Annotated in this window: 5 protein-coding genes and 1 pseudogene; 4 read left to right on the top strand and 2 right to left on the bottom strand. The window is 44.3% G+C overall.

The annotated features are described in order from the left end of the window. Nucleotides 1-248, bottom strand: a 248-nt coding sequence (locus QUA58_RS09470; RefSeq protein WP_333393800.1) for a transposase, incomplete at its 3' end; no start/stop codon positions are given. Nucleotides 249-495: 247 nt separating this feature from the next. Here QUA58_RS09470 and QUA58_RS09465 point away from each other — a divergent pair. Both QUA58_RS09465 and QUA58_RS09460 read left to right on the top strand, forming a co-directional pair. Beyond that, nucleotides 496-957: pseudogene (locus tag QUA58_RS09465) on the top strand (transposase); the annotation flags it as partial. Between the two features lie 135 nt (nucleotides 958-1,092). Beyond that, on the top strand, nucleotides 1,093-1,722 hold the full coding sequence (locus tag QUA58_RS09460) for an adenylate/guanylate cyclase domain-containing protein (protein ID WP_333393803.1): 630 nt from the start codon (nucleotides 1,093-1,095) through the stop codon (nucleotides 1,720-1,722). Nucleotides 1,723-1,879: 157 nt separating this feature from the next. On the opposite strand, the gene QUA58_RS09455 is transcribed toward QUA58_RS09460, so the two are convergent. Then, the gene (locus QUA58_RS09455; protein WP_333393798.1) at nucleotides 1,880-4,867 is read right to left on the bottom strand and encodes a PAS domain S-box protein; all 2,988 of its coding nucleotides are present in this window, start codon (nucleotides 4,865-4,867) and stop codon (nucleotides 1,880-1,882) included. A gap of 689 nt (nucleotides 4,868-5,556) precedes the next feature. Here QUA58_RS09455 and QUA58_RS09450 point away from each other — a divergent pair. Together QUA58_RS09450 and trpD are read left to right on the top strand one after the other, a co-directional pair. Continuing rightward, on the top strand, nucleotides 5,557-5,730 hold the full coding sequence (locus tag QUA58_RS09450; RefSeq protein WP_333310036.1) for a hypothetical protein: 174 nt from the start codon (nucleotides 5,557-5,559) through the stop codon (nucleotides 5,728-5,730). Between the two features lie 10 nt (nucleotides 5,731-5,740). Then, nucleotides 5,741-6,856, top strand: a complete 1,116-nt coding sequence (trpD, locus tag QUA58_RS09445) for an anthranilate phosphoribosyltransferase (RefSeq protein WP_333393796.1) — start codon at nucleotides 5,741-5,743, stop codon at nucleotides 6,854-6,856. Nucleotides 6,857-6,936: the final 80 nt, after the last annotated feature.

Here is a 6,936-nt window from a genome sequence, read left to right as displayed (position 1 = left end):
AAACGTTGGATAGCAAAAATAGCACGTTGGGCCATCGCTTGGCGTGCCGTTGAGTTAAGCTTGCCTGCCCATTCAAACTCTTTCGCTATAACGGCGCATTGTTTGTACAGGTCTACTAACTTAATCCCTTGATTTTCTACCCAATGTCTAAGAGTTTTGTTTCTGACAAATTGAGCCGTCCGAATCATGTCGTCGATGATTCGATATTGCTCCGCTTTGCCTTTCAACTTAAACTCTAAAACTATCATTGGAATAGTTTATCACTTTTGCTAAAACTTTTACTTATAAATCTGTAGAGTTAACAAGTCTTCACACTTCTTGTAATTAAAGCCGTCCTATAAGGACGGGGCTTTAGACCCAACTTTCTGGTAAGAAATTAACAATATTTTAGCCAAAAACAAGGCTGGCATAGAATCGGGAGAAATAATAGTATTTTTTTTAGATGAATGTCATCTACTTCATGGCGATATCAATGGCTAAGCTTGGGGTCGCTCCGATCTAAGAATTGAAGTCCCAATTACCAATCAAAAAAATAGACAAACTTATTTTGGCGCACTCAATTATCAAGCCAAACAATTCCATATTAAAGGTTATAAGTCTGGGTATGGAAAATCAACAGTTGAGTTCATAAAATACTTGCAAAATAAATACAAAGAGCGGAAAATTATCTGGATTTGGGATGGAGCTAGTTATCATAGATATGGAGAATTTAGAGATTATTTGTCAGAAGTTAATCGTGACAAAGAACCTGATGATTGGTCAATCACTTGTATTTTATTTGCTCCCAATGCTCCCGAACAAAATCCCGTTGAAGATATTTGGTTACAAGCTAAAAATTTTTTACGAAAGTATTGGTATTTATGTAAGTCTTTTAAGATAATTAAATTTTTGTTTGAGTTTTTCACAAAGGAACATAAATTTGATTTCCCCAAAATTCATCAGTACACCTATACATAGAAAATGATTTAGGATTGCTATATTTGGAATTTTATTCATGACTACAATTACCAAATCCGATTAGCAATGCTGAAGACTCAACCGCCTCAATTTTATCCATCGTTTACATAAAAGCACTACCAAAATTTCAAATTTATCAATTCTTATCTGAGTCGAATGGAACCGCTGATTGTGGAAAATAAGGGGTTTATTGATAAGTATATTGGCGATGCAATTATGGCTTTGTTTAGCGAGGGTGCGGATGATGCTTTGAAAGCGGGAATTGCCATGCTGCATACTCTTGCTGAATACAATCGAGATCGCGCTTCTCTGGGTTATGTGCCGGTTCAGATTGGGGTGGGAATCAATACTGGTTCTTTGATTCTGGGTATAGTGGGCGGAAAAAGCCGGATGGACGGTACTGTGATTAGCGATGCGGTTAATTTGGCTTCTCGGATTGAAAGTTTGACGAAAAATTATGGGGTGTCGCTGTTAATTACTCAGCAGACATTCGATCGCTTGATAAATCCGGGTGATTATGCTATTCGGGTAATTGATAAAGTTCAGGTTAAGGGTAAGTCTGAATGGGTGACTGTTTATGAAGTTTTTGATGCAGATTTGCCGGAAGTTAAAGCGGGGAAGTTAGCGACTCTGCAACTATTTACTGAGGCTTTGTCTTTGTACAATATGAATAGTTTTAGGCAAGCGGCGGGACTTTTTGCGGATTGTTTGCGGCAAAATCCGGGTGATAAGGTGGCTCGAATTTATTTGGAAAGGTGTCAATAGTTAGTTGACAGTTGACAGTTGACAGTTGTCAGTTGTCAGTTGTCAGTTGTTAGTTGTTAGTTGTTAGTTGTCAGTTGTTAGTTGGTGATTTTTAGTAATAACCAATGACTACTGATTGCTGACTAATGACTAATGACTAATGACTACTGACTACTGACTACTGACTAATTTGTTCGATCGGCAATTCTATGATAAACTCGGCTCCGTGGCCGAGTGCCGACACGCAGCTCAGTTTGCCACCGTGTTCTTGGACAACTTTGTAGGAAATTGACAGGCCTAAACCGGTGCCTTTGTCGGCGGGTTTGGTGGTAAAAAAAGCCTCGAATAACTGCTGGGAAACTTCTTCTGGCATACCGGGGCCGTTGTCAGAAATCCTAATTACAGCATTGGAGTTTTGGACTTCTGTCCTAATTTTAATCTTGCTGCGGTTAGCTTTGACTTCGGCAACTGAACGCCCTTCGTTGTATTCCTCGATCGCGTCGATCGCATTTCCGATCAAATTCATAAATACCTGATTGATTTTCCCAGCATAACACTCAACCAAAGGCAAATTTCCATAGTCCTTAATTACCGCAATTTCGGGATAGTTACCTCTGGCTTTCAGGCGACTTTGCAGAATCAGCAACGTTCCTTCAATCCCTTCGTGCATGTTAACTTTGCTCATTTGAGAATCATCTTTGCGGGAGAAATTTCTGAGCGATCGCACGATTTCCCGAATGCGATCGGCCCCAACCTGCATCGAAGACATCGCTTTCGGCAAATCTTCTAGCAGAAACTCTAATTCGATATCCTTAATTTTATTTTGAATTGCTGCCGGCGTCTGCGGGCAGTGCTGCTGGTACATATCGATCAAATTCAGCAAATCTTCCGTGTAGTGGCCGACGTGAACGAGATTGCCGCAGACGCTGCTAACGGGATTGTTAATTTCGTGAGCAACACCAGCTACCATTTGACCGAGTGTAGACATTTTCTCAGTGTGAATCAATACCGCTTGAGTTTGCTGCAATTCGTGCAAAGTATTTTCGAGCTGAAGTTTTTGTTGGGTTAACTCTGTTTGCGATCGCAGCAAGGCTTCTTCACTGCGTTTCTGCTCAGAAATATCAGTAATTAACCCTTCCAAAGCTATCAATTCTCCCGAATCGGAAAACACTCCCAAACCTTGCTCCCAAACCCATTTTAATTCGCCGTTTTTAGAAGTAATTCGGTAATTTAGCTGATAGGGTCGATTTTCTTGCAAAGCAACTTGCACGGCATTCCACAAATTATCGCGATCGTCCGGGTGAGTCAATTCCGAGAGAGAAATTTGCCGAGTGCCGATAAATTCTTCAGGAGAATAGCCAGCTAACTGATAACAACCTTCGCTGACAAACTCCATACTGCGATCGGCATCGTTGCGAAAACGGTAGGCCATCCCTGGTAAATTGCTCATCAGCGTCGCCAAAGCCCGCTGGCTTTCCCGTAGGGCTTCTTCGGCGTGTTTGCGATCGGTAATATCCGTCATCACCGCCAGCATACAGAGTTCGCCCTCCAAATTAATCAATTCCGCTGACAGCAAACACACCACCACCGATCCCGACTTCATCCGAAACTCGCATTCCTGATTGCGAACAACACCTTGTTCGTGCAAACTTTGTCTAAAATTAAGTCTGTCTTGAGGCCTTACCCAAATATTTAACCCCGGTACTGTATTCCAGGTCGTTTCTTCTAAAGCGTAGCCAGTCATCGACAAGAAACTATCATTAACTTCAATAAAACGGCCCTCACCAAAAGTAGTAATAATCATCGGATCGGGGCTTGATCTAAAAGCTTTAGAAAACTTTTCTTCCGATAAACTCAACTTTTTAATAGCCTCTTCCAACTGACTTGTCCGCTCTTTAACCCGGCATTCCAATACCTCATTAGCCTGCTTCAGGGCTTCCTCAGCCTGCACCCGATAAGTGATATCGCGCACCACGCCTTGCAGCCCTATTTTGCCGCCGATATCCATAGAAGTTAGCAGCACTTCCGCCGGAAACTCAGAACCATCCAAACGGCAGTGCCGCCAGTCAAAACGGCAATTTCCCGATCGCAGAGCCGTATTAATTCGCTCTTGAGAAAGACTCCTAGAATCTTGTCCGTCCGGTTGCAACAGCGGGCTGAACTCCGAAGGATGCTTGCCGCAAAACTCCGACTCAGTGCTGCATCCAAATAACTTTAAAGTCGCCGGATTGCAATCCAAAAAACCCTCTTCGTCTAGCAGCATTACCGCATCAGTCGTCGATTCGTACAAAGTGCGAAACTTTTTTTCCGACGCCTGCAAAGAAGCAATCAACTGCATCTTTTCCTCAGCCGCCCGCTTTTGCTCAGTAATATCCTGCATTACTTGAGAAAAGCCCTGCAACTTTCCCCTTTCATCGCGCAAAGGAGTAACAATAATATTCGCCCAAAATCGCGATCCGTCTTTGCGAAGCCGCCAGCCTTCATTTTCGTATCTACCTTCTGCCACTGCCCGGATTAGTTTTTCTTTGTGCTTGCCGATTTCAAGATCTTCTTGAGTGAAAAAACACTCCGAATTATTGCCGACTATTTCATGCGCTCTGTATCCAAAAATGCGTTCTGCACCCGAATTCCAGCTAGCTACATACCCATCAGGATCTAACATGAATATAGCGTAATCCTTAACGCCTTCAATTATTAAGCGCAGGCGTTCTTCGCTTTCTCGAAGTGCAGATTCTGCTTGCTTGCGCTGGGTGATATCTTCTACAAAACCTTCGTAGTAGAGTAATTTACCCGCTTCATCGCAGACAGCCCGCGCATTTTCAGCGATCCAAATTATTGTTCCGTCTCGGCGATAAATCTGCGACTCAAAATCCGATACGATGCCCTGTTCTTGCAAAGCAGAAACAAACTGATCGCGCCGATCGCGATTGACGTAAAGCTGATCGCTGATATCAGTCAGACTGCCCATCAATTCTGCGGCGGAATTATATCCGTAGATGCGAGCCAAAGCTGGGTTAGCGCTGATGTAGCGACCCTCTTGGGTTGTTTGAAAAATGCCCGACACAGCATTTTCAAACATACTATAATATTTTGCTTCCATTTGGTGCAGTGCCTCCGCGACATTTAGGCATTCTATCGCTTTATTTTCTAATTTTTGATTTCCCACTTGTGAATACCCTGCTCTTGTGTGTGAGTTGAATATTTTTGGTCTACCGCCTGTTAAATTTGAGCCGTTATTTAGGCTGAAAGATGGTGTGTCGCAGCCGGATACGAGTGTGTTTATTGATCTGTCCTAGTGGACTGTTAGTTGTTAATAGTTGCTGCGGAAAGTTTAGGTGCTCCGGTATTTATTTGAGGGTTGACTGGCTGTCACGATCGCATTGGCATATCGATCGGCCTGCGGTGCAGGTGTTCGAGCAAAACCGGCTCCTTAAAATCTCCCTGAATATATTAGCAGTTGAATACCCTGAAATAAGTTAGTAGCAAGGATGTTGTTACAATAAAAGGCAGCGACTTTTACAACCGCAAGACTCTATTTTTAGGATTTGGGTGAGAGTACGATCGACTCTTACCCGAGGCAACTAACCCGCCTGTATGAGCTAAACGCTCGCTTTCCTTGCTGTCAGTCGATTTGTGATTTTAGATTTTAGATTAAAGAATTGACTCCACAGATGAATCTGGGGCTCTCCTAATGTCTAAAATTTTTTGCTCTCCACAACTCCTGTCGGAAACTTTTATCGGTATTTGGGTGCTCTGAGTTACTGTTAAGTATTATTGCTGATAGATAATACAGCAGACTGCTGGCAGTTGTACGATCTGGGGTTTATATGTAAAGTTGGCACAACAATAGGGTAATTGTTGTATCAAAAAATTCATATTCTGCTGCTGCGGGCGGAAAAATTCTGTAGCGGTGCTGGCATTTGGGCAAAAATATGGGCCCGATCGCGCAAAATGTGGTCGGCAAGTCTGGTAAAATCCCGATCGATTCTCGGTTTAGCCGCAAAGCTCGATCGGGCTAAATTTGACTAGAAACTAATAAATGACAGATTCTCCTCTACTAGCAACGCCAGAGTTATCCCCTGCTTCAACCCAGACGGCGGATTCTCCTCCGTGGCCAGCCATCCTGCAACAACTACTAGACAGACAATCTCTCTCACGCCCCACTGCAGCCAACTTAATGCAGGGATGGCTCGCAGAAGCGATTCCCCCCGTCCTCTCAGGAGCAATTTTAGCGGCTCTCCAAGCAAAAGGCATCTCTCCCCAAGAATTGGCAGGAATGGCTCAGGTATTGCATTCTCAGTCGCTTGCAGGCGAGTCGGAGAGCGTTTTCAATCCCAAACCCTCAATTTCCAATCTCAAATTAATTGATACTTGCGGCACAGGTGGCGACGGCGCTTCCACGTTTAACATTTCCACTGCTGTAGCTTTTGTGGCCGCCGCCGGCAAAGTTCGAGTTGCGAAACACGGAAATCGATCGGCATCAAGCAAAGTGGGTTCTGCTGACGTGTTGGAAGCACTCGGAGTCAACCTCAACGCCGATCCCGCGAAGGTTAGAGCTGCGGTAGACTCTGTGGGCATCACCTTTTTATTTGCCCCTGGGTGGCATCCCGCACTTAAGGCTGTAGCGTCGCTCCGGCGCACTTTGAAGGTGCGGACTATTTTTAACCTATTAGGGCCGCTCGTCAATCCTCTGCGCCCTACAGGGCAGGTAATCGGGGTGTTCGATCCAAGTCTGGTATCAACTATTGCCCAAGCTTTGGGCGAGTTGGGGACTGACTTGGCGATAGTCGTTCACGGCCGAGAAAAGTTGGATGAGGCGGGTTTGGGTGATGTGACTGATTTGGCGGTTTTGTCGGGCGGCGAGGTGGAACTGACTACTTTACACCCGGAACAGGTAGGATTGACACCAAGTGCGATCGGCTCGTTAAAAGGCGGAAATGTTGAGGAAAACGCCGAGATTTTGCGGAACGTTTTGCAAGGCAAAGGTACGCCCGCACAAATGGATGTTGTAGCTTTGAATGCCTCTTTGGCTTTTCAGGTGGGAGGTGCAATTCCTATGGGTTCCCACGCAGCAGGAGTTTCTCTGGCTAAGGACATTTTATTGAGCGGCGAATCTTGGTTGAAGTTGCAGCAGTTGATTGAGTTTTTGAAATGAAGTCAGTTGTCAGTTGGGAGTTGGCAGTTGACAGTTGACAGTTGACAGTTGACAGTTGACAGTTGACAGTTTTTATATCA

Origin of the sequence: Microcoleus sp. N9_A1 (assembly GCF_036701795.1) — a bacterium.
GTDB lineage: Bacteria > Cyanobacteriota > Cyanobacteriia > Cyanobacteriales > Microcoleaceae > Microcoleus.
The sequence above is the reverse complement of the archived record's forward strand: the minus strand, read 5'-3'. Positions and strand labels throughout refer to the sequence as shown.

What these genes read in the sequence shown, in the direction of transcription:
- trpD (WP_333393796.1), top strand. Translation starts at nt 5,741, where the DNA reads ATGACAGATTCTCCTCTACTAGCAACGCCAGAGTTATCCCCTGCTTCA.